19 protein-coding genes and 1 pseudogene are annotated in these 23,457 nt (G+C 59.1%); 11 read left to right on the top strand and 9 right to left on the bottom strand.

Annotated features, from left to right (window positions below; translation table 11 throughout):
- The first annotated feature begins 35 nt into the window (after positions 1 to 35).
- On the top strand, positions 36 to 1,445 hold the full coding sequence (locus LVW35_RS15060; protein WP_233890884.1) for a polyurethane esterase: 1,410 nt from the start codon (positions 36 to 38) through the stop codon (positions 1,443 to 1,445).
- Positions 1,446 to 1,578: 133 nt separating this feature from the next.
- Here LVW35_RS15060 and LVW35_RS15055 read toward each other — a convergent pair whose 3' ends face one another.
- Positions 1,579 to 1,803 (bottom strand): YgdI/YgdR family lipoprotein, encoded by a 225-nt coding sequence (locus LVW35_RS15055; protein WP_233890883.1) that lies wholly within the window; start codon positions 1,801 to 1,803, stop codon positions 1,579 to 1,581.
- A gap of 185 nt (positions 1,804 to 1,988) precedes the next feature.
- Between LVW35_RS15055 and LVW35_RS15050 the strand changes: the two genes are divergently transcribed.
- The 3 genes and pseudogenes from LVW35_RS15050 to LVW35_RS15040 all read left to right on the top strand — a co-directional run.
- Positions 1,989 to 3,635, top strand: coding sequence for a VRR-NUC domain-containing protein (locus LVW35_RS15050; RefSeq protein ID WP_233890882.1), 1,647 nt, complete (start codon positions 1,989 to 1,991; stop codon positions 3,633 to 3,635).
- Positions 3,632 to 5,887 (top strand): ATP-dependent DNA helicase, encoded by a 2,256-nt coding sequence (locus LVW35_RS15045; protein ID WP_233890881.1) that lies wholly within the window; start codon positions 3,632 to 3,634, stop codon positions 5,885 to 5,887. The genes LVW35_RS15050 and LVW35_RS15045 overlap by 4 nt, the downstream gene beginning before the upstream one ends.
- Positions 5,883 to 5,981, top strand: a pseudogene (locus tag LVW35_RS15040) (alpha/beta fold hydrolase); the annotation flags it as partial. The gene LVW35_RS15045 and the pseudogene LVW35_RS15040, both read left to right, overlap by 5 nt.
- Here the strand turns inward: LVW35_RS15040 and LVW35_RS15035 are convergent.
- Both LVW35_RS15035 and LVW35_RS15030 read right to left on the bottom strand, forming a co-directional pair.
- Positions 5,944 to 7,410, bottom strand: coding sequence for a sensor histidine kinase (locus LVW35_RS15035; RefSeq protein WP_233890880.1), 1,467 nt, complete (start codon positions 7,408 to 7,410; stop codon positions 5,944 to 5,946). The pseudogene LVW35_RS15040 and the gene LVW35_RS15035 sit on opposite strands and share 38 nt — an antisense overlap.
- Positions 7,407 to 8,117 carry a response regulator transcription factor gene (locus LVW35_RS15030; RefSeq protein ID WP_233890879.1) on the bottom strand — a complete coding sequence of 237 codons (711 nt, stop codon included), beginning with the start codon at positions 8,115 to 8,117 and terminating at the stop codon, positions 7,407 to 7,409. Before LVW35_RS15030 ends, LVW35_RS15035 begins: the two co-directional genes overlap by 4 nt.
- Before the next feature lie 260 nt (positions 8,118 to 8,377).
- Here LVW35_RS15030 and LVW35_RS15025 point away from each other — a divergent pair, with 260 nt between their 5' ends.
- Together LVW35_RS15025 and msrA are read left to right on the top strand one after the other, a co-directional pair.
- Positions 8,378 to 10,078, top strand: coding sequence for a cytochrome c biogenesis protein DipZ (locus tag LVW35_RS15025; RefSeq protein WP_233890878.1), 1,701 nt, complete (start codon positions 8,378 to 8,380; stop codon positions 10,076 to 10,078).
- Between the two features lie 15 nt (positions 10,079 to 10,093).
- Complete coding sequence (gene msrA, locus LVW35_RS15020; protein ID WP_233890877.1) at positions 10,094 to 10,789, top strand: peptide-methionine (S)-S-oxide reductase MsrA; 696 nt, start codon at positions 10,094 to 10,096, stop codon at positions 10,787 to 10,789.
- On the opposite strand, the gene LVW35_RS15015 is transcribed toward msrA, so the two are convergent.
- The 3 genes from LVW35_RS15015 to LVW35_RS15005 form a co-directional block, all read right to left on the bottom strand.
- Positions 10,790 to 11,218, bottom strand: coding sequence for a nuclear transport factor 2 family protein (locus LVW35_RS15015; RefSeq protein WP_233890876.1), 429 nt, complete (start codon positions 11,216 to 11,218; stop codon positions 10,790 to 10,792). It lies immediately after the preceding gene.
- 108 nt (positions 11,219 to 11,326) lie between these two features.
- A complete protein-coding gene (locus tag LVW35_RS15010) occupies positions 11,327 to 12,277 on the bottom strand; it encodes an alpha-E domain-containing protein (protein WP_233890875.1) in 951 nt (316 codons plus the stop codon).
- A gap of 2 nt (positions 12,278 to 12,279) precedes the next feature.
- Entirely contained in the window at positions 12,280 to 13,689 is a 1,410-nt protein-coding gene (locus tag LVW35_RS15005; RefSeq protein ID WP_233890874.1) for a circularly permuted type 2 ATP-grasp protein, read from the bottom strand.
- 401 nt (positions 13,690 to 14,090) lie between these two features.
- Here LVW35_RS15005 and LVW35_RS15000 point away from each other — a divergent pair, with 401 nt between their 5' ends.
- The 3 genes from LVW35_RS15000 (at position 14,091) to LVW35_RS28930 (ending at position 15,075) form a co-directional block, all read left to right on the top strand.
- Positions 14,091 to 14,636, top strand: coding sequence for a hypothetical protein (locus LVW35_RS15000; RefSeq protein ID WP_233890873.1), 546 nt, complete (start codon positions 14,091 to 14,093; stop codon positions 14,634 to 14,636).
- A gap of 80 nt (positions 14,637 to 14,716) precedes the next feature.
- Positions 14,717 to 14,929, top strand: a complete 213-nt coding sequence (locus LVW35_RS14995; RefSeq protein ID WP_233890872.1) for a hypothetical protein — start codon at positions 14,717 to 14,719, stop codon at positions 14,927 to 14,929.
- Positions 14,930 to 14,940: 11 nt separating this feature from the next.
- On the top strand, positions 14,941 to 15,075 hold the full coding sequence (locus LVW35_RS28930) for a hypothetical protein (RefSeq protein ID WP_014718417.1): 135 nt from the start codon (positions 14,941 to 14,943) through the stop codon (positions 15,073 to 15,075).
- On the opposite strand, the gene LVW35_RS14990 is transcribed toward LVW35_RS28930, so the two are convergent.
- The 3 genes from LVW35_RS14990 to LVW35_RS14980 all read right to left on the bottom strand — a co-directional run bounded on the left by LVW35_RS14990 (position 15,066) and on the right by LVW35_RS14980 (position 21,478).
- On the bottom strand, positions 15,066 to 16,418 hold the full coding sequence (locus LVW35_RS14990) for a cation:proton antiporter (RefSeq protein WP_233890871.1): 1,353 nt from the start codon (positions 16,416 to 16,418) through the stop codon (positions 15,066 to 15,068). The two genes, LVW35_RS28930 and LVW35_RS14990, sit on opposite strands and share 10 nt — an antisense overlap.
- A gap of 100 nt (positions 16,419 to 16,518) precedes the next feature.
- Positions 16,519 to 20,247, bottom strand: a complete 3,729-nt coding sequence (locus LVW35_RS14985) for a hypothetical protein (RefSeq protein WP_233890870.1) — start codon at positions 20,245 to 20,247, stop codon at positions 16,519 to 16,521.
- A gap of 304 nt (positions 20,248 to 20,551) precedes the next feature.
- Entirely contained in the window at positions 20,552 to 21,478 is a 927-nt protein-coding gene (locus LVW35_RS14980) for a LysR family transcriptional regulator (RefSeq protein ID WP_233890869.1), read from the bottom strand.
- Between the two features lie 113 nt (positions 21,479 to 21,591).
- Between LVW35_RS14980 and LVW35_RS14975 the strand changes: the two genes are divergently transcribed.
- Both LVW35_RS14975 and LVW35_RS14970 read left to right on the top strand, forming a co-directional pair.
- The gene (locus LVW35_RS14975; RefSeq protein ID WP_233890868.1) at positions 21,592 to 22,575 is read left to right on the top strand and encodes an aldo/keto reductase; all 984 of its coding nucleotides are present in this window, start codon (positions 21,592 to 21,594) and stop codon (positions 22,573 to 22,575) included.
- A gap of 59 nt (positions 22,576 to 22,634) precedes the next feature.
- Positions 22,635 to 23,384 (top strand): CDP-diacylglycerol diphosphatase, encoded by a 750-nt coding sequence (locus LVW35_RS14970; protein ID WP_233890867.1) that lies wholly within the window; start codon positions 22,635 to 22,637, stop codon positions 23,382 to 23,384.
- Positions 23,385 to 23,457: the final 73 nt, after the last annotated feature.

The raw sequence follows: 23,457 nt of genomic DNA, 5'->3' as shown, positions 1-23,457 counted from the left end.
TTCTCGACACATTCAACAACAAGAGAGGCAGCACCGTGGGTATCTTTGATTATAAAAACCTCGGGACCGAGGGCTCAAAAGCAGTGTTCGCCGACGCCATGGCGATTACGTTGTATTCCTATCACAACCTGGATAACGGCTTTGCCGTGGGTTACCAGCACAACGGCCTGGGGTTGGGCTTGCCGGCTACGTTGGTCGGGGCGCTGCTGGGCAGCACGGATTCCCAGGGCGTGATCCCCGGCATTCCCTGGAATCCGGATTCGGAAAAAGCCGCGCTGGAAGCGGTGCAAAAGGCCGGTTGGACGCCCATCAGTGCCAGCGCCTTGGGTTACAGTGGCAAAGTCGACGCGCGAGGCACCTTCTTTGGCGAAAAGGCGGGCTACACCACGGCCCAGGTCGAGGTGCTGGGCAAATACGATGACGCCGGCAAGTTGCTGGAGATCGGCATCGGTTTTCGCGGCACCTCGGGCCCACGGGAAACCTTGATAAGTGACTCCATCGGCGATTTGGTCAGCGACCTGCTGGCGGCGCTGGGGCCCAAGGATTACGCGAAAAATTATGCCGGGGAAGCGTTTGGCGGTTTGCTCAAGAACGTCGCCGACTTTGCCAGTGCCCATGGTCTAAGCGGCAAAGATGTGGTGGTCAGCGGCCACAGCCTGGGCGGTTTGGCGGTCAACAGCATGGCGGACCTGAGCAACAATAAGTGGGCCGGGTTCTACAAGGACGCGAATTACGTGGCTTACGCCTCGCCCACCCAGAGTGCTGGCGACAAGGTGCTGAATATCGGCTACGAGAACGATCCAGTGTTTCGTGCGCTGGACGGCTCGTCTTTCAACCCGTCATCCCTGGGCGTGCACGACAAGCCCCATGAATCGACCACCGACAATATCGTCAGCTTTAACGACCACTACGCCTCGACGCTGTGGAATGTGCTGCCGTTTTCCATAGTCAACCTGCCGACCTGGGTCTCACACCTGCCCACCGGTTATGGCGATGGCATGACGCGCGTGCTCGAATCAGGCTTCTACGAGCAGATGACCCGTGATTCCACGGTGATTGTCGCCAACCTGTCCGACCCAGCGCGGGCCAACACCTGGGTGCAGGACCTGAACCGCAATGCCGAGCCGCACAAAGGCGATACCTTCATCATCGGCAGCAACGGTAATGACCTGATCCAGGGCGGCAAGGGCGCGGACTTTATCGAGGGTGGCAAAGGCAATGACACGATCCGGGATAACAGCGGGCACAACACCTTCCTGTTCAGCGGGCATTTCGGGCAGGATCGGGTGATTGGCTATCAATCGACGGACAAGCTGGTGTTCAAGGATGTGCAGGGGAATGTGGATTACCGTGAGCACGGTGGGGATACGGTGATCAGTGTCGGCGGGGATTCGGTGACGCTGGTGGGGGTGAATGGATGGTCGGGCGAAATGCTCATTAGCTAGCGTTGGAATGCAATTAAACATGGAGGAGCGGGCTTGCTCGCGAATGCGATTGGTCAGTCAACATCTCTGTGACTGTTCCACCGCATTCGCGAGCAAGCCCGCTACCACATCTGATCGGAGTAGGTTGCGGGAATCAGTCTTCCTTGCGCACGGTGGCCACATCGGCGGCCTTGACGCGCACGCGCTTGCCGGCGATGTCGGTGAATTCGTAGAAGCCATCGGCGGTCTTGGTTTTCGGGTTGTCCTTGGTCAAATACTGGGTGCCATTTTGCAGTGTCACCACGGTTTGCGTCGCGCAACCGGCCAATACCAGAAAAGTGAGTGCAACCAGCGGAAGCCCCAAATTCTTCATGTTCATAACCCTTACCTTAACCTTGAAAAGTCCCGCGCCAGAGGCGCGGGCGACAAATGTTACGTCATCGACTCACCCATCTGATCACTTTTGTGCAGAAAGTTGCAGGCACCATTTATCTATTACCATTTGCAACCTTGGATTCGCGGCGGCAATCTGTATGCATAACCAGTATTTGATCCCTGCGCACTATGGCCAATCCCCTTGAAGACCCGCTCTATTACCTGCATAACTTCCGCCAGGTCCTGCATTGGCTGGGGCAACGCTATGCCGACCTGCTCGATGCAGACGAACAGCATTTCATTCAGCAATTTGACAGGTTGCCGCAGGCGTCCCAGGCACTGTTAGTGCGGATGGTGATGCGCAAGGGTGTACATTTTCGTGCGGGAAAGCTCAATTACCTGGAGATCGGCTGCGCCCACGCGGCCGCCGCGCCATTGGTAGTGTTGGGTTGGGTCGACAACAATGGCCTGCTGGCGATTGAAGAGCTGTTTGCGTTGCTGCAAAAAGGCGAGATTCTCGGCACATTCAGACCTTGGATCGAACAGCCCAAGGGCAAGAAAACCGATTGGCTGGAAGAGCTGGCGGCGCAATTCACCGACAGCCGCAGTTTTGCCACCTGGTGTCCCGAGCTTGCTGACACGCTGTACAGCCTCACCGTGATGCAATTGTGTGATCGTCTGCGCCTGATGTTCTTCGGCAACCTGCATCAGGACTGGTCGGAGTTCGTGCTGGCTGACCTGGGCATCTACACCTACGAAAAAGTCGAGTTCTGCGCGCAATCCCGTGGCCTGCGCAGCCGTGATGATGTGCACGGCTTTCTGTTCCTGCATCAGTGCCAGCAGGCCTTTGAAAACGGTGAAGCGCTGGAGGACGTACTGGCCCGGGTCGCATCCTTGAACACCGACAACCCCTGGCTGGAAAAACGCCGGGCCAAGTTGTTGTTCCAAGTGGGTCAATATTGCGAGCGCGTTGCCGAATTGGTGCTGGCGGAACAGATTTATCGCAGTTGCGCTTACCCCGGTGCCCGCTCACGGTTGATACGCGTGCTGGAGCGCCAGGAAAATTATGAGCAAGCCATGGCCCTGGCGAATGCTGCACAACAAGCCCCGCAAAGCGCTGCCGAACAGCAGCACTTGCTGCGTGTTGTTCCACGCCTGCGCCGTAAACTGGGCGAGCCAGCCTTGCCCAAGGTCAAGCCACGGCAAGTCACTCGCCTGGATCTGGCCCTTGCGCTACCACAACCGTTGATGTCAGTGGAGTACTGCGTGCAGGCTCACCTCAGCGAGCCCGATGGCCCGGTGCACTACGTGGAAAACGGTTTGATCAATTCGCTGTTTGGGCTGCTGTGTTGGGAGGCGGTTTTTGCGCCGCTGCCGGGTGCATTTTTCCACCCGTTCCAGCGTGGGCCAGCGGACTTGCACAGCGAAGACTTTCATCAGCGACGGGCGTCGCTGTTCGCCGCGTGTTTCGAGCAATTGCAGGATGAGCGCTACAAAACCACGATCCGCCAGCGCTACAGCGAAAAGTGGGGGATCCAGTCACCCTTTGTATTCTGGAACCTGCTCAGTGAGGAGCTGCTGGAGCAGGCTTTGGCTTGCCTGCCCGCCGACCATTTGCGCTACTGGTTTGAACGGCTGTTGCTGGACATCCGCGCCAACCGCGCCGGTATGCCCGACCTGATCCAGTTCTGGCCCGCGCAAAAGACTTACCGCATGATCGAGGTCAAGGGCCCTGGCGATCGCCTGCAGGACAACCAATTGCGCTGGCTTGAGTTCTGCGGCGAATACCAGATGCCCGTGACGGTCTGCTATGTGCGCTGGGCACAATCCGCTTGAGCTACAGCGTTGCCGTGCGTGCGCTGTGCGAGTTCACGGCCAAGGTCGGTGACCTCGACCTGCGCTTTACACCGTCGCCCAGCGCCCAGGAAGGCATCGCCGGCCACCGTACCGTCGCCTCACGACGCAGTCAGCACTACCAGAATGAAGTGGCGCTGGAGGGCGAATACCAGCAACTCAAGGTGCGGGGCAGGGCAGATGGTTATGACCCGGACGCCAATCGCCTGGAAGAGGTGAAAACCTATCGAGGTGACTTCGACGCCCAGCCCGCCAACCATCGGCAATTGCATTGGGCCCAAGTCAAAGTGTATGGCTGGCTGATGTGCCAGAAGCTCAACCTGTCAGAGATCGACCTGGCGCTGGTGTACTTCGATATCGTCGGTGAAGGCGAGACGGTGCTCAACCAACGCTTTCAAGCCACCGAACTGGAACCGTTTTTCACTCAGCAATGCGCGCTGTTCCTCGGCTGGGCCGAGCAGGAAATGCAGCACCGCCAAGCACGCAACAGCGCCGCGCAAACCCTGGTGTTTCCCCATGCCGGCTTCCGTCCCGGCCAGCGTTCGCTTGCTGAGTCGGTGTACAAGGCAGTCAGCACCGGTCGTTGCCTGATGGCCCAGGCGCCTACCGGCATAGGCAAGACCATCGGCACGATTTTCCCGTTGCTCAAGGCTCTGGCACCCCAGCAACTGGACAAGTTGTTCTTCCTCACCGCCAAGACCCCCGGCCGCAAACTCGCCCTGGACGCCGCCCATGTCCTGCATGCCAGCGCCCCCGATTTGCCTCTGCGGGTGCTGGAACTGGTGGCGCGGGACAAAGCCTGCGAGTACCTGGACAAAGCCTGCCACGGCGACTCCTGTCCGTTGGCCAAAGGCTTCTACGACCGCTTGCCCGCCGCGCGCATTGCCGCATCCAAGGTGCGCCTGCTCGACCAGAGCAAACTGCGCGACGTTGCCCTGGCTCATGACGTGTGCCCGTATTACCTGAGTCAGGAAATGGCGCGCTGGGCCGACCTGGTAGTCGCCGACTACAACTACTATTTCGACTTTGGCGCCATGCTGTTCGGCCTGGGCCAGCTCAATCAGTGGCGTGCCGCAGTGCTGGTGGACGAGGCGCACAACTTGGTCGAACGTGCGCGCTCGATGTACAGCGCCAGCCTCGACCAGTACAACCTCAAGATCCTGCGCGATACAGCGCCCGAGCCTTTGAGGAAACCTTTACAGCGCCTCAACCGTGAATGGAACGCGCTGCACAAGGACCAACTCGCGCCATACCAGGCCTACACCGCCCGCCCCGAAAAACTGTTGCAGGCCCTGAGCCTGTGCGCCAGCGCCATGGGTGAATACTTCAACGATCACCCCGAGTCCCTCAGCGGCGACCTGCAAGGTTTTTACTTCGAGGTACTGCAATTCGGCAAGGTCGCCGAGCTGTTCAACGAACACTTCATTTTCGACATCAGCAAGCGTCAGCTCAGCGGCAAGCGCAGCAGTTCGACCCTGTGCCTGCGCAATGTGGTGCCCGCCGAGTTCATCCGCCCACGGTTGACGGCAGCCCGCACCAGCGTGCTGTTTTCCGCGACCCTGAGCCCCCGTCATTACTATGCCGACTTACTGGGGCTGCCAGCTGATACGGCGTGGATCGATGTGGAGTCGCCGTTCAAGGCCGAGCAATTGCAGGTGCACATCGTCGATGCAATCTCCACGCGTTTCGTCCATCGGCACGCCTCGTTGGAGCCTATCGTTGAGCTGATTGCCCGCCAGTACATGCAACAGCCTGGCAACTACCTGGCCTTTTTCTCAAGTTTTGATTATCTGCAACAGGTGGCGCAGTTGCTGGCCGAGCGGCACCCGCAGATCACGCTGTGGCAACAGTCTCGCGGCATGGCCGAGGCTGAGCGTCAGGCCTTTCTCGACCAATTCACCGAGCACAGCCAGGGCATTGGATTCGCCGTGTTGGGTGGCGCGTTCGGCGAAGGTATCGATTTGCCCGGTGCCCGTTTGATCGGCGCGTTCATTGCCACGCTCGGGTTGCCCCAGCTAAACCCGATCAATGAGCAGATGAAACTGCGCATGGGCGCGATATTCGGTGACGGTTACGACTACACCTACCTGTATCCCGGCCTCCAGAAAGTGGTGCAGGCGGCGGGCCGGGTGATTCGCAGCCAGCAGGATCAAGGCGTGGTGATGTTGATCGATGACCGATTTTGTGAGCCACGGGTACGTCAATTGTTGCCGCGCTGGTGGGCTGTCGCTTGAGCAGCACGTACTGGCCCACTGTGGTCACTGGATCCAGAATGAACAAGGGCAACGGGTCAACGCGCTGATGCTCGGGTTTCCAGGGAGAACGTGAAGGTTGCCCCTCGTCCCGGTTGATCCACCAGGTGGATGCTACGCCCATGCAATTGCAGGATGCGGTGCACAATACGCAGGCCCAGCCCACCGTCCCGACGGGCGCCGCCGATGGTAAACGCGCGCAGGAACAACCCTTCGCGCAGCTCGGCGTCGATGCCTGGGCCGCTGTCGCTGACCGTGACGGCGACGGCGTGGGTTTCCGGCGCCAGCGTCACCTCGATTTCGCCGTTCACCGGGGTATGACGCAGGGCGTTATCCAGCAGGTTGGTCAGTACCCGTTCGATCAGGCCCAGGTCCGCCAGCACTGTTGGCACTTGCGGCGGCAGGGTCGCGGTGAGGGTGATGCCGCGTGCTTCGGCGGTCAGTTCGAATTTCTGGAAAATGTCCTGCACCACGTCCGACAGTGAAAAACCTTCGATCACCGGCTGGACAAAACCATGCTCCAGGCGCACCAGCTCCAGCAGTGATTGGGCGAGGCCGCCGACTTTGCGGCTCTGGTCCAGGGCGATACCGAGGTAACGGCGGCGCTCTTCGGGGCTCAGGCTGGCATCCTTGAGCGACAAGGTTTCCAGATAACCATGCAGCGAGGCCAATGGCGTGCGCAGGTCGTGGGAGATATTGGCGACCATTTCGCGGCGCTCCTGATCCTGATGGGTGATGGCGCGCCATTGTTCGCCAAGGCGGTTTTCCATTTGCACGAAGGCGTGGTCGAGCACGGCAATTTCATCGCCGCTGGTGAGTTCAGGTGCAGCGGTTTTCGCCGCTTTGGGCGCGCCATTGATGTCGAACTGGCCAACTTTATCGGTCAGCTGGCGCAGCGGCCGGGTGATCCAGGCGAACGCAATCAGGCCCGCCATCAAGCAGAGCAGGGCGACCAGGCCGATGGACCACAGCGCAATCTTCAACGCCATGCCGGTGGCATCCTTGGCGTCGTACTCATCGTGGGCTTCGCCGAGCAGCACCACATACAGAAAGCCGGTCTGCTGGCCGCCGGCCATGAGTGGCGCCGCGCTGAACACCTTTCGACCATCAACGCTGCGCGGGTCATCCCCAAGGATTGGCAACATGAACCCCGCCAGGAAGCGACGGATGGGTTCGAGGTCAACCCGATCACGCAACATATGCCCATTGGGCGCGGCGTTACCGACCACGCGGCCTTCGATGTCGAGCAGGTACACCTCGACACTCGGGTTGACCAGCATCAACTGGCTGAACAGGTTACGCACCGCGTCGGGCTTGAGGCCGTCTGCGTCCATCAACTGCGTGTCGCGGGCAATGTGCGCCGCCAGGTCGCGCGACAGGCCTTGCACCACTTCTAACTCGTGCATGTGGTTGGAGCGTACCTGCAGCCACGCCGAGGTACCGCTGCAAATCAGTAGTAGTACGGCGAACACCACCGACAGACGCTGGGTCAAGGTCAGCTTCATGGCGGGCTCTCGGCAAACTTGTAGCCACGACCCCACACCGTGAGGATGCGTGCCGGGTTGGCCGGGTCGGTTTCCACCTTGGCGCGCAGGCGGTTGATATGGGTGTTCACTGTGTGTTCGTAGCCTTCGTGGCTGTAGCCCCACACCGCATTGAGCAGGTCCATGCGCGAAAACACTTTACCCGGCTGGCGCGCGAAGAAATACAGCAGGTCGAATTCCCTTGGGGTGAGGTCCAGGCGTTGGCCTTGCAGGGTGGCGTCGCGGGTCAGCGGATTGATGAACAATTGGCCCAGATCAAGGCTGCCGGCGTCCATCTTCAGGTTGCGGGCCATGGCGTCCACACGACGCAACAGTGCCTTCACACGCGCAACCAGTTCCGGCATGGAAAAAGGCTTGGCCAGGTAGTCGTCCGCGCCCAGTTCCAGGCCGAGGATGCGGTGCAGTTCGCTGGAGCGCGCGCTGGTGATGATGATCGGTGTGTAGCGCGTCATGGCGCGGGCGCGACGGCAAATCTCCAGGCCGTCGACGCCGGGCAGCATCAGGTCGAGGATCAGCGCATCCCAACCGCCTTGCTCAAGCAACCGCAGGCCTTCGGTGCCGTCGGCGCTGTGCACCACTTGGAAGTGTTCATCACGCAGGTGCAGGCAGATCAGGTCGGCGATATGGGCATCGTCCTCGACTACCAGGACACGTTTTGGCTGATCCATGTAAGAGAAACCTTCACTTGTAGTCCGCGCATTGTGCGGGTTTTGCAACAGTGTAGTTATCACGAATTGTTTAACTCTGCGTGAGGATTCCGCGACCGGCCAGGGCTCAGGATGGTGTCAATGCTTATGGAGGAATGCCCCATGTACTCACGCCGACAATTACTCCTGGCTGGTGGCGGCCCGCGCTGCTGCATGAACGGCGCCGCCATGACGTTCAAGGCGGCTTAAGGCGATGTCTTTCTCTTATAAGGTCCCAATCCATGTGGCTTCTGGTGCTCGCTTACCTGGGCGGCGTGCTGACAATCGTCAGCCCGTGCATCCTGCCTGTTCTGCCTTTTGTCTTCGCTCGAACCGGGCAGCCGTTTTTGCGCAGTGGCTTGCCGCTGTTAGCGGGGATGGCGGCGACATTCGCCCTGGTGGCAACGCTCGCGGCGGTGGGCGGCGGTTGGGTGGTTCAAGTCAATCAATACGGTCGCTGGCTCGCGTTGCTGTGCGTTGCGCTGTTCGGCTTAACACTATTGTTGCCGCACCTGTCGGAACGTCTGACGCGCCCATTGGTGGCCGCCGGCAGTCGCCTGTCGCAAGCCGCCGGGGCAGACGCCGGACCGCGTCCGGGCGCGTCGTTTCTGATCGGCGTGGCCACCGGGTTGCTGTGGGCACCGTGCGCCGGGCCAATCCTGGGACTGGTGCTCACCGGCGCCGCGTTGCAGGGCGCCAGCATCGGCACTACCTTGCTCTTGCTGGCTTACGCCGCCGGTGCTGCCACCTCCCTCGCGCTGGCCTTGCTGGTCGGCGGTAAAGTCTTCGGCTTCATGAAAAAGTCCCTTGGCGCCGGTGAATGGCTGCGCCGGGGCCTGGGTGCGTTGATGCTGGCCGGTGTGGCTGCCATTGCGCTAGGTCTGGACACCGGCGTGCTCTCTCGGCTGTCGACTGCGTCTACCGGTGGCCTGGAGCAACGCCTGGTGGATCGCCTGAGTGCCAAGCCGGTGCAGCAGGGCGGCGCGATGATGATGGCTGCCAACCACAGCGACACCTTGCCCATCGAAGGCGCACTCCCACCGCTGGACGGCGCCGTGCAATGGCTCAACAGCCCGCCACTTACCGCCGAAGCGCTCAAGGGCAAGGTGGTGCTGGTGGATTTCTGGACCTACTCCTGCATCAACTGCCTGCGCACATTGCCGTACGTGAAAGCCTGGGCCGAAAAGTACCGCGACCAGGGCTTGGTGGTGATTGGCGTGCACGCACCGGAATTCGCCTTTGAACGCGACGTAAATAACGTGGTCAAGGCCATGAAGGACCTGGCCATCACCTACCCGGTGGCCATCGACAACAACTACAAGATCTGGCGTGCCTTCAACAACCAGTACTGGCCGGCTCATTACTTTGCCGATGCCAAGGGCCAGATCCGTTATCACCACTTCGGCGAGGGCGACTACGCCGAGGCGGAACGGGTGATCCAACAGTTGTTGCGTGAAGCCGGTGTCAAGAACGTTGCAGGCGGCCTGATCGAAGCCGACGCCAAGGGCGTGCAGCAAGCGCCGGACATGAACGAAGTGCAATCGCCGGAAACCTACCTGGGCGCCCAGCGTGCCGAGAACTTCGTCAAATCCGGCCCCTTGGCCCTGAACAACTGGACCCTGGAAGGCCAATGGAACGTCGGTGACCAGCAGGTCACCCTCGATCAGGTCGGCGGGCGCATCGTCTACCGTTTCCACGCCCGTGACCTGCATCTGGTGCTGGCCCCCGGCGCCGATGGCAAGCCGGTGCGCTTCAAAGTGACGATCGACGGCCAGGCCCCAGGCGATGCCCATGGCACAGACGTGGCGCCGGATGGCAGCGGCACTGTCACCCAACAGCGTTTGTACCAACTGGTCCGCCAAGTGGGTGGCGTGCAAGACCGCACCTTCACCATCGAATTCCTCGATCCCAATGTGTCGGCGTATGCCTTCACCTTTGGTTAACCCGGAGCGCCTGCAATGAATGTATTCAAATACCTGCCCGCACTGGCCTTCGCCGCCTTCGTCGGCCAAAGCTCAGCCTTCTCCTTTGGCGCCTCCGACGATGCTGTTGTCATCGCGCCACCGGCCCTGGACCTGCCTGCGACCTCAGGCAATCTGCAAACCGCCGTGTTCGCCGGTGGCTGCTTCTGGGGCGTGCAGGGGGTGTTCCAGCATGTGCAAGGGGTGAAAAACGCCGTGTCCGGCTATGACGGCGGGGCGGCGAGTACCGCGCAATATGAAGCTGTCAGCGAAGGCGATACCGGCCACGCCGAGTCAGTGTCCGTCACCTACGACCCAAGCAAAGTCAGCTACGGCAAGCTGCTGCAGATCTACTTCTCGGTCGCTCACAACCCTACCGAACTCGACCGCCAGGGTCCTGACACCGGCACCCAGTACCGTTCGGCGATCTTTGCGCAGAACGCCGAACAGCAAAAAGTCGCCCAGGCCTACATCGCGCAATTGGATGAGGCCAAATCCTTCGGCAAACCCATTGTCACGAAAATCGAGATGGGCAAGGCGTTCTACCCGGCGGAGTCCTACCATCAGGATTTTCTTACGCAGAACCCGTCCTACCCCTACATCGTGATCAATGACCTGCCGAAAGTGGCGCAACTGAAAAAGCTGTTCCCGGAGCAATACAGCGCGGAGCCGGTGCTGGTGAAAAACCAGTAATCAACCTTTCGCCTTGGCCAAGTAAGGCGCCAGGCGTCGACCCATCTCATCACCCAGGGCTTGCAGCCCGCTCAATGGGCGGATCATCACTTCAAACTCGATGATCTGCCCATGTTCATTGAAGCGGATCAGGTCGATACCCTTGAGCTGCTTGTCGCCCACGCGCGCGCTGAATTCCAGCACGACACTCAAGCCATCGCCGGTGGCGAGTTCGCGGTGATAAATGAAGTCTTCGAAGACGTTGATCACCGTATTGAGGATCATCGATACCACCGGCGCGCCGGGGTAAGGCGTATGGGCCATGGGCGAGCGGAAAACTGCATCGGGCGCCAGCAGCTCGGGCAGGGCCTTGAGGTCACGATTGGCCAACAGGGCGTGCCAGCGTTGCAGGGTTTGTGCAGCCGCGGTGGTGAGCGTAAGTTCGGACATGTTCTGTACCTGTTCTTATGGTGGGAAGGCATTTCACCTGCCCAACATAAGAGCGGTATCCAAACAGGGTCAATCACCCTAAATGACAGAGAAGTGCCCCAAAAGCACTTAGACCATTTCCAGGTAGGAGCTGTGAATCGCCCGCGCCAACTCGCGTACAGTGTCGATAAAGTCGGTTAGACGGCTGTGCAATCCTTCCTCAAGAATCTCATCGATCCCCGTATACCTCAGTCGCGCTTCGAATTCAGCGGCCAAGCGCTGTGCCGTGCGCCCATAACTGCCGGGCAGGTCCGCCAGGATATGGCTCAATTCCTCGATACAGGCATGCAACGAACGCGGCACATCACTGCGCAACAGCAGCAATTCGGACACGGAGCGGGCATTCAATGCGTTCGGGTAAAGCTCGGTATACGCCTCAAATGACGACAAGGCGCGGAGCAGGGCGCTCCACTGGTAATAGCCACGTGCCGACAAGTCGCTGACTTCTTCCGATTCCTCGCCAAACATCTCGTAGCGCGCATCCAGCAGGCGCAAGGTGTTGTCGGCGCGTTCGACGAAGGTGCCCAGGCGGATAAACCGATAGGCGTCATTGCGCATGATGGTCCCGGAGGTCGCCCCGCGGAACAGGTGCGAACGCTGCTTGACCCAGTCACAGAAGTGGCTGATGCCATGCCGCGCCAGGCCGCCGGCGGCGATGCTGCGCATTTCCAGCCAGGTGGCGTTGAGGTTTTCCCACATGTCGGCAGTGATGCGCCCGCGTACCGCATGGGCATTGCCGCGTGCGGCGCGCAGGCAGTTGTAGAGGCTGGCGGGGTTTTCTTCATCTAGGGCGAAGAAGTGCAGCATGCGTTCGGCATCCAGCTCTTTATGGCGCTCAAGGTAGTTGTCGAGGGTGCCGCTGCTGAGCAACGACATGGCCAGTTCATCCAGGCCGTCGCTGCGCCCGGCTTGGGGCATCAACGACAGGGAATAACTGACTTCGAGCATGCGCGCCAGGTTCTCGGCGCGCTCCAGGTAGCGGGACATCCAATACAGATCTGCGGCGGTTCTACTCAACATACTCAGCCCTCCACCACCCAGGTGTCCTTGGTTCCGCCGCCTTGCGACGAATTGACGATCAGCGAGCCTTCCTTTAATGCCACACGGGTGAGGCCGCCGGGCACCAAGCGGGTTTCTTTGCCCGAGAGCACAAACGGTCGCAAGTCGATATGCCGAGGCGCGATGCCGTTTTCGACAAACGTGGGGCAGGTGGAAAGGCTCAGGGTCGGTTGGGCGATATACGCGTGGGGCCTGGCCTTGATGCGTTGGCGGAAGTCCTCGATTTCGGCGGCGCTAGAGGCTGGGCCGACTAACATGCCGTAGCCGCCGGAGCCCTGGGTTTCCTTGACCACCAGTTCCGCCAGGTTGGCGAGTACGTGGGACAGTTCATCCGGCTTGCGGCATTGAAAGGTCGGTACGTTTTGTAGCACCGGCTCTTCATCCAGATAGAAACGGATCATTTCCGGCACGTAGGGGTAGATCGACTTGTCGTCGGCAACGCCGGTGCCGATGGCATTGGCCAGCACCACATTGCCGGCGCAATAGGCGGCGACCAGGCCGGGCACGCCCAGCATCGACTCGGGGTTGAAGGCCTTGGGGTCGAGGAAGGCGTCGTCGATACGCCGGTAGATGACATCCACCGGCTTGGGGCCGTCGGTGGTGCGCATGAATACCTTGAGGTCCTGCACAAACAGGTCCGCGCCTTCTACCAACTCAACGCCCATTTCCCGGGCGAGGAACGCATGCTCGAAGAACGCGCTGTTGAAGCGGCCCGGCGTCAGCACCACCACGTTGGGATTGTCCAGGCGGCTTGAACTTTTCAGGGTCTTGAGCAGCAGGTTGGGGTAATGGTCCACCGGTGCGATGCGCTGCTTGGCGAACACCTCGGGAAACAGGCGCATCATCATCTTGCGGTCTTCGAGCATGTAGCTTACGCCGCTGGGAGTGCGCAGGTTATCTTCGAGCACGTAGTAGGTGCCGTCGCCGTCGCGCACCAGGTCCACACCGGAGATGTGCGAATAGAGGTCGCGGTGCAGGTCCAGGCCGACCATGGCCTTCTGATAACCCTCGTTACCCAGCACCTGGTCGGCCGGAATGATCCCGGCCTTGATGATGCGCTGATCGTGGTAGATGTCGGCAAGAAACATGTTCAGTGCGTTGACGCGCTGGATACAGCCGCGCTCGATCACACTCCATTCACTGGCGGGGATGCTGCGGGGGATGATGTCGAAGGGGATCAGGCGTTCGGTGTCCTGCTCGTCGCCATACAGGGTGAAGGTGATCCCGGCGCGGTGGAACAGCAGATCGGCTTCACGGCGACGCTGGGCCAGCAGTTCCGGCGGCGTGTTCGCCAGCCAGCGGGAGAAATCCTGATAATGCGCACGGCATGCGCCGTTTGCATCATTCATTTCATCGAAGAAAGATCGAGCCATTCCAGTACCTTGTCAGTGCCGAGGGGAACAGGGGGGCACTGCCGTTTCAAAAACGCATTTTTTATGAGCCCGTGGCGGAGAGTGCCAATGGGCCTGGTCCTTACTTTCTTGTGGGGTCGGCTCTGGGTCTGGGGGTAACCAATGCTCCTGTGTCCGGGCGGATGAATGGATAAAGCAATGCGTGTGCCGAAATCCCCAAAACACCAGATCCCTTTGTAGTGAGCGAGCTTGCTGTGGTAAGCGGGCTCAGCGCGGGGCAAGCCCGCTCACTACAAAGCCCGTTCACCACAACAGCTCGCTCAGTACGGTGCACTCCATGCTCCGAGTTGGTGCGCGAACAAACTTGAACTTCACCTATCCCCATTCTTCTAACAGGACACGAACCCGCATGGAGCATCGACGTGCCCAGAATCATCTCTCCCACCACACCGGAAGCGGCGCTGACCGATCACAGCGAACACAGCGCCAAAATCTTCGGCTCCCCCAAGGACCGTCTGGATTTTTACCGGCGCGAAATCCAATACGAAACCACCATCCTGGCCAACCGAACCGACTCCTACCTGACGGCGCAGTCATTCCTGGTCATCGCCTTTGTCTCCGGTATGGGCAACCTCAACCCGGAGTGGGGCAAGCTGTTCACCGTGGTCGTGCCGACTTTCCTCGCGGCGCTGGGCATTCTCAGTTCTCTCAACGCCTGGCCGGGGATCCGCGCGGCGTATGACATCATCGATCACTGGCACTTCAAGCAAAGCGAACTGCTGCGCAGCGAGCCAGTAATGGGGATGGCCTATGACGAGTCGCCGTTGTTTTCGGAAATGGAGTCGTCCCACAAGGGCTACCGCAAGTCGTTGTTGTTCTCGATGCGCGCACCGTGGCTGTTCATGGTGTTCTGGGTTCTTCTCGCCGCTTACTCGTTTTACATCCAGGTCGATAATCCAGGCTCTTAACCAATTGGAACTTCATTGACCCGTACGCGACCTTACCTTTACGCAGCCTGCATTTTCCCGACACTGCGAAGAGGTGACCCATGAGCACACACGACGATCCCCAAGTCAGCGGTCGCAACGACCCGGCAATTGATGGCGGCGAACCGGCTCCCGGTACGGCTGCCGATGCGCCAAAAGACCCGGTTCCAACCAAAGACCCCAAGGCCAAGGAAAACGACTACAGTCCAGACTTCAAACCTGAGCCTGAGCTCAAGCCTGAAACCGATGCCGATATCGATACCCAAGGCGGTTAGCGGAGGCGGTCATGTCAAAAGAACTCGACGATGAACTCAATGACCCAGGCAATGAAGACCCGGGCTCATTGATGGATGATGCAGAAGTGCCGCTCAACGACCTGGATGAAGCGGCGGATGTGGGCAATACCGAGAATCAGGACTGAGCCTTCACCCTGGCACGTCGTTCATACCACGCCAGCATTGGCTGGGTACTCAGGCCATGAACGACGATGCTCAGGGCAATCACCGACAGGGTCAGGTTCACCGCCACCGCGCTGCTGGTGCCGATCAGCCCGTGGTTGAGTGCGTAGAACAGGTAGTAAATGCTGCCGATCCCGCGAATGCCGAACCATCCCATCAGGCCGCGTTGTGGGTAGTCAATCAGGCGCCCCCAGGGCATCGCCAGCACACTGACCGGCCGAATCACGCAAAACAACAACGCCGCCATCGGCAATGCCCGCCAATCCCAGTGGCTGATCAGCACAATCCCCAATACGGTCACCAGGAACACTTCCATCGAGCGTTCCACCAGGCTGCCGAATGACAGCATGTCGCCCATCATGACGCCCGCGGCGATCTGGGTGTCCTTCAGTTCGCTCACATCGCCCTGCAACGCGCGGTCCGGCTCGACTTCCAAATGGCCCACCACCGGCAATGCCAGATGCTCCGAAGGCGTTTGCGAGTTTCCGGTGGAGCGGAATTCCGCCTGGCGCAAGCCAAGCCCCGCTGCAAACACCGACAGAAAGCCATAACCACCCACCGCCTCGGCGATCACGTAGGCCAGCGCAATCAGGGCGAGGGTCAGGTAGTCATTGGGCGAGAGCGTGCTGTCACTGTTAGTGATGCGCAGCCACAGCGTCACGCGGCCAATACCGCGGCCCATCCAGTAGCCGATCAACAAACCGGCCGGCACCGCCCACATCAGGTTTTTCAACACCCAACCGCCCAGCCACTCGCCGTCAAACCCGCCGTGTTGCATGAACAGCAGGGCGAAAATCACAAAAGGGAAGGCGGTGCCGTCGTTCAAACCCGCCTCGCCGGACAAGCCGAAGCGCAGCGCATCGTAATCCTGAGCGTTATTGACCTGCACCAGGCCCGCCAGCACCGGATCCGTCGGCGCCAGGATCGCGCCTACCAGCAGCGACACGCCCCACGACAGCGCAAACAAGTAATGCAGCGCCAAGCTGATTCCCAGGATGGTCAGCAGCATCACCGGCCCGGCCATGCCAAACGCAATGCGCCAGGTACGGTGCTTGAGGGGCAGACGCAGTTTCAAGCCGCTGACAAACAGTGAAAACAGCACCGCGACTTCGGTGAGATGCTCCATCCAGCGCGCGGAGTTTTTGATATCCAGATGCAGCAGGTCAACGCCCAGTGGGCCGATCCCCACGCCAAGGAGCAGGCACACCGCCGAGGTGGTGACTGGCATCCAACGCAGGTAGGAGGAGGTGAGCGCGAGGGTGAGCAAAACAGCGCCCAGTACGGCCATCCATAAAATAAAAGTCATCGAACGTGCACCGGGCCGTGGTCTATACCGGTTGGAGAACCACGGCCGGGAACAGGTTCAATCTAGTTAAACCGGGCTGCTGTTGGACCACTTACAGTGTTCAACCGAATTTTTTAGGTTTGTAAATAACCGGTAGGTCGAGCAGAATTGGTTTTTCATCAAGTCCAGCAACGTTGATTTTAATAAACGAACCGTGATTCTTTTCTACTTTCAACACTGCATTACCAACTAGGCCTGCGCGAACCTTGTCATTGGCAAGAAATTGCGCATAGGTGTCAGCCATTTCCGGGTGTGTTTTTTTCAATGTAGCCAGGTATTTATTTCGTAGCGTCGTAATAGCCGTGGGGTCATGAGAGGCGGTGACAGGGCCCTCGAAAGCTTTGACGGGCTTCTTGATGACTTTTTGCATCTGGCTACCGAAAGATTTACTGCCACCTTCGGCGGAATGGCATATGAGCAACCTGACATTGTCAAACTTCTGCGGATCTACACCTTTCGATTTCAGCAGTGCTACCAACTCTGATGCAGAATAGGACTTACCCCCAATGATGATATCTGCATTGTTCCGCGCGAATATCTTATTGTTGGAAACATAAGGCTTTCCATGGGCAACTATATTGAGGCGGTCCGTTCCCTTATAGACGTCGTAGAAAACATGCACCTCGGAATCAATGATCTTGAATTCCTTCATAGCGCCCCCCAGCTGAATGACATTATCTCTCGCCAGCCCCCTGTCCAGCAGGCTCGGTGAGGTGCCGGCAGCGTTAGCCGAACCAGTGAGTCTGGAGGTGTCCGCCGTAAAGTTATTCAGTGGTTTTCCGTAGATTTTTTGGGTTCTTGGGTTGATGGAGTACCACTTCTGGGTCGCCTCGTCGAATTTGGCGAGTGCTCGGGTATCGGCCGCGCCATTCGCCGTTTTGTAGGTGCCTTCGGCGATGTCTGGCCTTTTTGCCAGTTCAAGCAGATTCACACTGCGATGAGCACCGCGCAAATGATTGACACCTTTGTAGGCGCTTGCCGCAAGGCTGCGTACCCCGTTGAATACGCCGCGAGCCAAGTCATCAACCCCGCTTAGGGGATTAATAGCGCCCAATGTTGCGCGACCAATTATCTTGCCGACACGGCTTATTTTTGAGAGCGCCGACGCAGTCGCTGCAATGCCTTTTACACCCCTTGCCGCGGCCCCCAGGCCAACGGCAAAGCCAAAGATATCGAAGGCCAGGTCGACAATGCCTTCGGCAACATTGCCCTTTGAAAAATTGATAATGGCCGATCTGAACGGGATCAGATTGAGCGCCACCTCTTCGAGTTTCTTGTGCAGGGGTACTTCCGTATCAAAAGTGGTTTGCCCCTTGGCGTACGCTTGCAGTGCAGGCCACTCCATGTCCTCAATCATGGCATCAACAATGTACCGGGTTCTGGCGCTATTGAAGCTGTAAGGCGTGCCTTCCCCATTTTTGTGCTCATCCGCTGTTTCGGGCGGGTGCCCATCAGGTTTGACGACATCAAACTTTTTGCCGCGTTGCGGGATAAAACTAGTAGATGGAGCGTATTCATCATAGGATTTGTGAGGGTGTTTGGTGATCGTTCCCTTCAGTCGGTCGATTTCATAGGTCATGGACTTGCCGTCACGCTCGACTTCCAGCAACAGTGCGCCCGCGGAAACCCGGCTGGCCGAACTAAGCCGGTAGTAAGTCAATTCCTTGCGGATCGTTAACTTTCCAAACTCCAGGTTCTGGCGGTCCTCCAGTGGCAGGTTTGAAATGAGAAGTTTGAGTTGTGCAGCTGTAAGCTTTTTGATTGAGTTGGCGTATTTGGGAAACTGTTCTGCGAAGGCTTCGTGCGGACGCGCAAGTTCCTTGAGTTTTTCCACGACGGCCTTGACGTCTACCTTATTTGATGAAGAAACCCAAGTTGTGGGCTGCCCACGGGGTGGAGGCGTCTCGGCCCCCAACACAAGCTTAGTGAAGGTATGTTCTATCTCATCCCAATTACTCTCCGAATCAGGTGATGCGCGCAGCGGACGCCCGTCAATGTAAAAATCCAGGATTGAATAGGGCCCTGGGAAATTTCGGTTGGAGGGCCGCAAGGTGAGATTCTTTTGCTCAAACTCTGCCGGCGCCATATCCGGGAAGGCTTTCTTCAAATGCTCCAGGGCAATGGCTTTAGTGCTGGGTATTTCTGTAACTTGCGTTTCGGCCGCCTCCCGCAGCTCGCTGATCTGAGTGTTAAAAGCCTCGCGTGCGGTTTTCATTTCAGGGTCGTTGACCGTAATGCCGTTAGTGATAGCCCACTGCTCGATGGCTTTGTTTTGCGCTACGTACTCAACCTGCCGCTCTTCGGCAGAGACCGGCGCCTTGCTGGCCTCCAGCATGATTTGCCCATAGTCCATCGTTGCGCTCGCCCCGGGTGCTTTTGCTTCGATGCGGGCTACCGCCGTAGTGAAGGAGACCCAACTATGGGAGCCGACACGGATTTGCTCCGGAATGTTCTTGACCAAAAACTCGGGGGCTCGATTGGCCAGGAAGATATACGCTTGAACAGACGCGCTCGCGGCGTCTGAAGCGTACCCGTACGAACTCAGCCAATGACTCAATTTCTCGACGATGGCCGAAGGCGGCTTACCCCCATCCTCCGCCGTTATGAGCTGGGCGAGAGGGCTACTCAGTTGGCCGCCGAGGTCCACGTTCAAAGCCGCCATCAGCCAGTCGCTGGCACTGCCTTTTACAGAAAGCGCGTTGAATCGGGCGTTCATCGCTTCGCCCAAGGCCTTGCCCCTGGGCGAATCAATCAAGGTTTCGATCAACCGGCGCGGGTTCTTCAACTCGTCAGGCGTAATCGGTCTGTTGTCCAGCAGGTATTCGAGAATATTTGTAGAGTCGCCGAAGTTAACTTCGCCGACCTTGCCCGACCGTACATCAGCCCGCAACTGCCGTTGAATTTCCGGGGGAAGTGATTCGGGCCAGGACAACGCCCCACCCAGGTTGCCATAGCGTGCCTCTTTAGGCGCCGGACTTGAGAGCACCGCTGCCAGGTTCACCAACTGCGCGTGATCGGTCGGCACATCCCAGCCATGATTCTCCAGAAATTCCAGCAGTCTGACCCCTGTTGATTCGCCATCATCGGGCATCGGGTAGGTGCTGTGAGTCGCGAGATCGATCTTTCTGGACCTCATTTCATCAAGGATCTGCCCGTCGTACTCAACACCATTTTCTACAGATGTCGCCAGGTGGCGCAGTTCTGCGGCCGCCTGATGCCGATTGACGATATCGCCCAATAATTCTTTTTGCTCTTGCAGTGCGTCCTCGCTGCGCGATTGGATCAGGTCGGCGCAGGTCGTTGGATCAAGTGGTGTGAAACCCTGGTCCCGATTAATTTCCTGCGCACGGCTGCGCATTGCAGGCCCGGTAAGGTCGTGCGATTCGTTGTAGAAGCGCCCGACGATATGGAGCGGGACCGGTTCGTTGAGCACGGTGGCTGGAGGCTTGAACGTTGTTTCTGGCTGTCCTGCGGTGACGACGCGTGCTGTCCGGAGGAGAGGCTCACTGATGGCGACCCAGCGGCTGTCTTCCTGCCCGACCGTTTGCCGCTCCTCTTTTGGGTCCAGGCTGCGTTTGAGGGTAAAGTAGATCTCGCCCGAGGACGCATTGAGCCTGATTGATGAAGGGTTGATACCCTTGTCTCGGATCCACTGCAGCACCTCGGGGGATTGAAAGGCATCTTGCAACTGTGCCCACCACTGGCCGAACGTGGAGTGGGGCGGGATGGAGCGGATCTTGACGTCGGTCTCGCCCTGGGCGCCGGCGAGCAATGCAGCGTGATACTCCATGGCTAACAGGCGATCACCTTCAGCCCTGGAACTTTCGTCCACGTTGCGCGTGATGGGAGGCGAGGAGGAGGGTTGCTGGAGAGGCTCCACTGAAGACTGTTGAAGTACAGACCGTGCAATTATGTGATTAGAAACACTGCTCATAAAGAACATCGCCTGAGAAATGAGAGGTCACCATCGTTGTGTTCTGCGCCGATGGCTCTAGCTCTATTGTTGTTATTCGCTTTGAATTGATTCCCCCACGCTGAATCATTATAAAATTTCCTGATATTTCAACCTCAAGTCCTGCCCTGCGATAGAACGCTCAAGGGGACGCCATCAGCTGTGAGCCAATGGTTGTCATGCGGATCATGTCCATCAACTGGCGCAGCCCTGGCTGTGACTGGCGCCGGCTCGGGTAATACATGCACAGCGGCTCGCCCATGCACGCCCAGTCGGGCATGACTTCCACCAGCCGGCCATCCTTGAGTTCCTGCTCCACGCGGTTGGACAGGCAGTAGGCAATGCCCACGCCTTGCAGCGCGGCATTGACGATGGTTTCGGTGTCCGCCGCGCTGAAGTGACCGGGCACGTCGATGCGTTGCTGGCGCGCGCCGTTGCCTAATTCCCACTTGTAGGTAGTCCTGTCGCCCAGATACATGCGGATGCAGGCATGTTGCAGCAGGTCTTTGGGCACCTGCGGTGTGCCTCGACGGGCAAGGTAAGCGGGGGAGGCGACCATGATCCAGCGCAGCGCGTCGGTCAACGGCACCGCCACCATGTCTTGCGGCACGGTGGCGCCGTAGCGGATACCGGCGTCGTAGCCCTCGGCGATGATGTCGATCATCTGGTCCTGCACGATAAGGTCCAGGCGCAGTTGCGGATAGGCCGCGCAAAAGTCCCCAAGAATCGGCGCCAGCAGCAACACTGCCGCATCCCGCGGCACGTTCAGGCGCAGCCGGCCGATTGGTGCTTCGCGGTACAGCTCCAAGGTGTCCAGGCCGTCCTTGATGGTGGCAAAGCCTTGGGTGAGTTTTTCTGCCAGCAAAGTGCCCGCATCGGTGGGTTCGACGGCGCGACTGGTGCGATACAACAGCTTCACTCCCAGGCGGGTTTCCAGGTTGCGCATGGTGTGGCTCAACGCCGAAGTGGTCACGCCCAGCTCGTGGGCGGCATGGCGAAAGCTGCGGCGGCGGATGATGGCCATGAACACGTTGAGATCAGCCAGTTCGGAGCGGTCGAAAGCAGCCATTTCAAGCCTCTTGTGCAGGAATTCGGCTGCATGCGGCGTTGAGCCCGATTCAACCGTGGATGACTTAGAGTAATTGTTTTTCTAAGCATTATTACGCGCCATGGGATTTTTTTATGCACGTTGAGACCATCAGAATTGCCGGCATCGAACAAGCGGTCTCGCGGATTGCCCTCGGCACCTGGTCCATGGGCGGGCACCTGTGGGGCGGGGCGGATACTGAACAAGCCATCCGCACCCTGCGCCATGCCCTGGCAATCGGTATCAACCTGATCGACACCGCACCGGTGTACGGCTTTGGCCTGTCCGAAGAGTTGATCGGCAAGGCCCTGCAAGGCGTGCGCCACAGTGCGGTGATCGCGACCAAGGCCGGGCTGCAATGGGACACCGGCACCACCCGGCGTAACGCCACGGCCCAGCGGATCCGCAAGGAAGTCGAAGACTCCCTGGGGCGCCTGCAAACCGACTACATCGACCTGTACCAGATCCACTGGCCCGATCCGCTGGTAGCCCAGGAAGAAACCGCTGATGAACTGGAGCGCCTGCGCCGCGAAGGCAAGATCCTCGCCGTCGGTGTGAGCAACTATTCCTCCGCGCAGATGGACGACTTCAGCCAGTACACCGCGCTGGCCACCGTGCAGCCGCCCTACAATCTGTTCGAACGCGCCATCGACAGCGACATTCTGCCCTACGCCAAGCAGCATTCCCTGGTGGTGTTGGCCTACGGCCCGCTGTGTCGGGGCTTGCTCAGCGGCAGCATGCATTCTGCCACGAGATTTGTCAGCGATGATGTGCGCAAGCTCGACCCCAAGTTCAAGGCGCCACGTTTCGAGCAATACCTCGCCGCTGTGGCCGCGTTGGATATGTACGCCCGCGAGTGCCACGGCAAGTCGGTGCTTGCCCTGGCCTTGCGCTGGGTGCTTGACCAAGGACCGACCATCGCCCTGTGGGGCGCCCGTAGGCCGGAGCAATTGAAGGGCTATGAAGAAATCTTCGGCTGGCACCTGACACCCGAAGACTTGACGCATATCGACCGTATTCTGGCCAGCACGGTAAAAGATCCGATCGGCCCGGAATTTATGGCCCCCTCCAAGCGTTAACCCTGCGACAGGGATGTCGCCCGCAACAAAACAACATCCCTGTACTACGAGGTTTTTGCATGAAGCGCGGTACCGTATTCACGATCGCTGGTGGTTTGCTCTGTGGGCTGGTGGTGCTGGGCGCCTGGAAATGGCGGGGTAACCCGGATGCCTTGTGGCACATCGTCAGCCAGCAATGCGTGCCCAATCAGCAACAGCAGCACAAGCCCGACCCGTGCCTGGCGGTGGACCTGGACCGAGGCTACGTCCTGTTCAAAGATCGCAACGGTCCGCTGCATGACCTGCTCATGCCTGCGGACAAGGTCACCGGCATTGAAGACGTGGCCCTCGGCCGCCAGCTGTTACCGCATTACTTCGCTCAGGCGTGGCAGCACCGCCGGGTGTTGTCCGACGGCCTGAAAAAACCCATTGCCGATCAATTCATTTCGGTAGCGATCAACTCTCGCTACGGCCGCTCGCAAAACCAGTTGCATGTGCATATCGCCTGCCTGCGCCCGGACGTCTACATTGCGCTCAATCAGCAAACCCTGGATGAACAGTGGCGGACACTGCCAGTGCAACTGATGGGGCATACCTACAACGCCCGGATACTGTCGGCTGCCGATGCCGAGGTGCACGATCCGCTTGCGGTGTTGCGTGATTACGTGGACGCCCGGGGTGACTCCATGAGCCAGTACAGCCTGCTGATGACCCCACGCGCCGATGGGAATTTCGTGCTGCTGAGCACCCATGTGATGCTGAGGGAGTTAAACCTCGGCTCGGCCGGTGAGTTGCAGGACTATCGCTGCGACCTGATGAGCCAGCTATAAAGCTCGCGCAATCACCACAACGACCTCTTTGGCCAATAAACGACACAGGGCCAGATCTACCCATTGAACGACT

Origin of the sequence: Pseudomonas sp. HN11, from assembly GCF_021390155.1 — a bacterium.
Classification (GTDB): Bacteria; Pseudomonadota; Gammaproteobacteria; order Pseudomonadales; family Pseudomonadaceae; genus Aquipseudomonas.
The sequence above is the reverse complement of the archived record's forward strand: the minus strand, read 5'-3'. Positions and strand labels throughout refer to the sequence as shown.

Coding starts and splice junctions, on each gene's coding strand:
- LVW35_RS15025 (WP_233890878.1), top strand. CDS start 8,378: ATGTGGCTTCTGGTGCTCGCTTACCTGGGCGGCGTGCTGACAATCGTC.
- LVW35_RS15005 (WP_233890874.1), bottom strand. CDS start 13,689: ATGGCTCGATCTTTCTTCGATGAAATGAATGATGCAAACGGCGCATGC.
- LVW35_RS14995 (WP_233890872.1), top strand. CDS start 14,717: ATGAGCACACACGACGATCCCCAAGTCAGCGGTCGCAACGACCCGGCA.
- LVW35_RS14985 (WP_233890870.1), bottom strand. CDS start 20,247: ATGGAGTATCACGCTGCATTGCTCGCCGGCGCCCAGGGCGAGACCGAC.
- LVW35_RS28930 (WP_014718417.1), top strand. CDS start 14,941: ATGTCAAAAGAACTCGACGATGAACTCAATGACCCAGGCAATGAAGAC.
- LVW35_RS14980 (WP_233890869.1), bottom strand. CDS start 21,478: ATGGCTGCTTTCGACCGCTCCGAACTGGCTGATCTCAACGTGTTCATG.
- LVW35_RS15010 (WP_233890875.1), bottom strand. CDS start 12,277: ATGTTGAGTAGAACCGCCGCAGATCTGTATTGGATGTCCCGCTACCTG.
- LVW35_RS14970 (WP_233890867.1), top strand. CDS start 22,635: ATGAAGCGCGGTACCGTATTCACGATCGCTGGTGGTTTGCTCTGTGGG.
- LVW35_RS15050 (WP_233890882.1), top strand. CDS start 1,989: ATGGCCAATCCCCTTGAAGACCCGCTCTATTACCTGCATAACTTCCGC.
- LVW35_RS15035 (WP_233890880.1), bottom strand. CDS start 7,410: ATGAAGCTGACCTTGACCCAGCGTCTGTCGGTGGTGTTCGCCGTACTA.
- msrA (WP_233890877.1), top strand. CDS start 10,094: ATGAATGTATTCAAATACCTGCCCGCACTGGCCTTCGCCGCCTTCGTC.
- LVW35_RS14975 (WP_233890868.1), top strand. CDS start 21,592: ATGCACGTTGAGACCATCAGAATTGCCGGCATCGAACAAGCGGTCTCG.
- LVW35_RS15055 (WP_233890883.1), bottom strand. CDS start 1,803: ATGAACATGAAGAATTTGGGGCTTCCGCTGGTTGCACTCACTTTTCTG.
- LVW35_RS14990 (WP_233890871.1), bottom strand. CDS start 16,418: ATGACTTTTATTTTATGGATGGCCGTACTGGGCGCTGTTTTGCTCACC.
- LVW35_RS15015 (WP_233890876.1), bottom strand. CDS start 11,218: ATGTCCGAACTTACGCTCACCACCGCGGCTGCACAAACCCTGCAACGC.
- LVW35_RS15030 (WP_233890879.1), bottom strand. CDS start 8,117: ATGGATCAGCCAAAACGTGTCCTGGTAGTCGAGGACGATGCCCATATC.